The sequence below is a fragment of the Armatimonas sp. genome (assembly GCF_043760365.1).
In the GTDB taxonomy this organism is placed as follows: Bacteria; Armatimonadota; Armatimonadia; order Armatimonadales; family Armatimonadaceae; genus Armatimonas.
In genome coordinates, this window is sequence record NZ_JAYUPA010000633.1 from 1 (window position 1) to 4,152 (window position 4,152).

At 61.1% G+C, this 4,152-nt stretch carries 2 protein-coding genes; both read left to right on the top strand.

Translation table 11 applies throughout. The annotated features are described in order from the left end of the window. On the top strand, positions 1-1,736 hold a 1,736-nt coding region (locus tag ACH2EH_RS14465; protein WP_395142752.1), incomplete at its 5' end, for an O-antigen ligase family protein. 51 nt (positions 1,737-1,787) lie between these two features. Beyond that, positions 1,788-4,152, top strand: a 2,365-nt coding sequence (locus ACH2EH_RS14470) for a 2-oxoglutarate dehydrogenase E1 component (protein ID WP_395142753.1), incomplete at its 3' end; no start/stop codon positions are given.

Genomic DNA, 4,152 nt, shown 5'->3' on the forward strand with positions numbered 1-4,152 from the left:
TTCTGAACCCATCCCGAACCCATCCCCTAGCCCCTTCCCTCAGGGCAGGGAAGGGGAATGTGGCGCTGTGGTTTGCTGTCGCTTGGTCCGCGCTCTCGCTCCTGATCCACTCCAAGTTCTTCACCTCGCCCGTTTTGCTCTTCGCCCAGATTCCCGCCGTCCTAGACTTACTCTGCGCCGCACTCATCTTCTCACTCGCGGCAAAGTCCGACGAGAGCCAGCGGCACAAAATCAGTTGTGCCTTGGTGGTGGGGATGGGAATTCATGCCCTCATGGCAGCGCAGCAGTACGGCGCAGCCAAGCAAGCCGGCCAGGACTGGTTCCGTGCACCAGGACTGTTCTTCTCCGCCAATTTCTCGGCGGGCTTTATCGCGTTACTGCTGCCACTTGCCTTTGTTCTGTGCCTTCAAGCCAAAGAGCGGCTAGCCGCTCTTGGCTTTGGCCTTATCAGTGCCCTCGCCTTTGGAGCCCTCATTGCAAGTGGCTCTCGGGTCGGCGGGGCTGCCGCAGTACTGGGATTATTAGTGGCACTGGTGCTTGCCAACCCTATAGCCGCTGTCCGGCGGGGGGAACTGAACTTGCAGCGTTTAGGAGTGCTGGTGCTTGCCTGTCTTGCACTCGGCTTTGGCTTCAAGGGGGCAATTGTCTCACGCGGCACTAAGACCGGTGGCCAGACGGACACCACGCGAAAGTCTCCCTTTGACGATCCCTTTCGGCTGTGGACGTGGCGTGGAACGGTAAAAATGGCCACGAGCAACCCCGTCTTTGGCACCGGGCCAGGGACGTTCTCAGCGCTCTATCCGCGCTACGCCCAGGTGAAGCTCACCGGCCATGCCCATCAGTCGTACTTACAGCTCGCCGCAGAGAGCGGCATCCCTGCGCTCCTGGGGGCAGTTATCGCCATCGTCGCCACGGTTTTCAGCTCCCCCCTTCGCGGAGCCGGAGGGGGGCTGGGGGGGAGGTTACTCTCTGGTGCCCTACTGGGTGGCCTCCTCGCCGCCCTCCTGCGCAGCTTCTTCGACTCCGAGTGGAGCATTCTAGGCAACGCCCTCCCCTTCTGGACGGTTCTTGGGCTACTTGTTTCACAGTCTTCCCCGTCGGACGGGGGCCGGGGGGGTAGCCTTCGGATACCTGCCGCACTGGGTCTGCTTCTAGCGCTACTGAATCAGGCAGGTATCTATCCGCCCCAGCCACGCCCCCTCGCCGAAGCGGGGAAGTTCGCGGAGGCTGCCGAACTAGAGCCGACCCCACGCTGGCACTTTCGCATCGCACGCCTTGCCGAGCAACAAGGACGCTTTGCAGAGGCAGTTACCGCGTTTGAGAAAGCGCGTGAGGCCGATCCGAATGATCTTGCGACACTTCGGGCACTGGCGGAAACAAAAGAGAGGGCGGGGGATACCGACGGCGCACAGGCAATCTGGCGGCAGCTAATCGCGGTTTCGGAGGGGCCAGCGGGTAAGTACCGCGCAATCTCGGAGACCACCGAGCTTGCACCTGCCTATGCCTACGCCGCGCTCGAGCAGTGGGAACGCTGCGCAGCTCTTATCATTGCCCACTCGCACACGGAGCCGATCTATCAGCTCCAAGCATATAATGTCGTGGACGGCAACCTTGAAAAAGCACGGACGCGCCATGCCGAGCTACTTGGGCTTTTTGAGACTGCCATGAGCCACTTGCCGGAGCGCCGTGCGGAAAAAAGCGAAACACAGGCCCGCCTGGATAAGTTCTTTAATTAATCTGTATCTATCGAGAACGACAACACGGTACAATAATAAATCGGTAAACGAATGAATACACTGCTGGATTTCCACGGCCCCAATGCCGGGTACGCACTTGAACTATACGAACAGTATCAACGAGACCCTCACTCCGTAGATGCCGAGACGCGCGCTTTTTTTAGCCAGGGTTTCTCCCCCGACACCGGCCCCCTGGCTGCGGCTCCGTCGTCGGACGCACCGGGAGCACTCACGGCCACCCAGGTCGAAGTGATTGTTCGGGTGGGACGAGTGGCACGGCTGGTTCGTGAGATGGGTCATGCCGACGCGCAGCTCGACCCGCTCGGAGTCAATCCCCCTCCTGGCGACCCGGAGCTGTCTCTGAGCTACCATGGACTAACCGAAGCCGCTGTGGCCTCGCTGCCTGCCAGCGTGGTGGGCGGCCCGTGTGCCGAAGGGGCGACCAGTGCTCTTGAAGCCCTCAACCGCCTCCGAACGGTCTACTCGGGAACCGTGGGCTACGAAGACGACCACATCCAAATTGCCGAGGAGCGCCACTGGTTTAGAGAAGCGGTGGAGAGCCGCCGGTTCTTTGCCACGGTCACCGACGAGGACCGCAGGACACTTTTAGAGCAGCTCACCGCCGTAGACAGCTTCGAGCAGTTTCTAGAGCGCGTCCAGCCCTACAAAGGACAAAAACGCTTCTCCATCGAGGGCATTGACATGCTCGTGCCCGTGCTCAACACCCTTATCAACGAGGCGGCGAAGGCGGGAACGCGTGAGCTGGTGATGGGAATGGCGCACCGGGGACGGCTCAGTGTGCTGACTCATGTTTTAGGGAAATCCTACGAAGATGTGCTCGCCGAGTTCCCCAGCGATCCGCGTGCCATTGATGCGCTGGAGGGCTCCGGCGGCGAGACACATGCCTACACGGGCGATGTGAAGTACCATAAAGGCTTCCGGCTGACCTACAAAAACGGCGGCTCGGTCTCGATGCCCGTCACGCTGGCGCCCAACCCCAGCCACTTGGAGTTCGTCAACCCCGCCGTGGTCGGGCGGGCGCGGGCGGCACAAGAGAGCCGCGACAGTGCGGGACTCCCCAAGCGTGATATTTTGGCATCGCTCGCGGTGCAAGTGCACGGGGACGCGTCGTTTCCCGGCCAGGGCGTAGTGGCGGAGACACTGAATCTCTCTCAGCTCTCGGGCTACCGCGTGGGGGGGACGATTCATATCATCGCCAATAATCAAATCGGCTTCACTACCAACCCGCAGGACGGGCGCTCGACGATGTACGCAAGCGATCTGGCCAAGGGCTTTGAGATTCCGATTGTGCATGTGAACGCCGACGATCCCGAGGCGTGTCTGGCTGTCACGCGGCTCGCGGTGGCCTATCGGCAGAAGTTTGGCAAAGACTTTCTGATTGATCTGGTCGGCTACCGGCGGCTGGGCCACAACGAGCAAGAGGAGCCCTCCTTCACGCAGCCTCAGATGTACGAAAAGATCCGCCAGTTCCCGCGCTTAGCCGTTAAGTGGGGCAGCGAGCTGGTCAAGCGCGGACTTCTGACCGAAGCGGAGACAAAGGCACTCACGGATGCCGTTTGGAAACGTCTGGAAGATGCCAAGGAGCGGGCACTCAAGACGGGCTACCCCAAGCACGAAGACCATCCCCACACCGAGAGCGACCCCTGGCAAGTTGCGACGGCGGTGCCTGCGGAGCAGCTTCAGGCCACCAATGCTTTCCTAAACGCCGTTCCTGAGAACTTCGCGATTGATGGCAAGCTGGAAAAAGCCTTTCTGGGAGGGCGACGAACCGCACTTGACGGCGAGCGCAAGGTTGTCTGGGCCCATGCCGAGGCACTGGCCTACGCCTCCATCCTGGAAGACGGCACGCCGATTCGCCTGACGGGGCAAGACACACAGCGTGGCACGTTCACCCAGCGGCAGATGGTCTGGCACGACATCAAGAATGGCAAGAGCTACTGCGCCCACCAGCACCTACCCAATGCTAAAGCCTCGCTGGCGGTGATCAACAGCCCACTCTCGGAGACGGCAGCGCTGGGCTTTGAGTACGGCTACTCGGTACACGCAGAGGGAACCCTCGTGCTCTGGGAGGCGCAGTTCGGCGACTTTGTCAATGGCGCACAGGTGATCATTGATCAGTTTATTGTCAGTGGGAAAGCCAAGTGGGAGCAGAACCCAACGGTCGTGATGCTCCTCCCTCACGGCTACGAGGGGGCTGGCCCCGAGCACTCGTCGGCGCGTCTGGAGAGATTTTTACTCCAGTGTGCGGGCAGTAATCTGCGCGTGGCGAACTGCTCGACCGCGGGGCAGTACTTCCACTTGCTTCGCCGGCAGAGTGCCACCCTCAAGACAGATCCACGTCCGCTGGTCGTCATGACCCCCAAGAGTCTCCTGCGCCATGCCCGCGCCGCCGCCA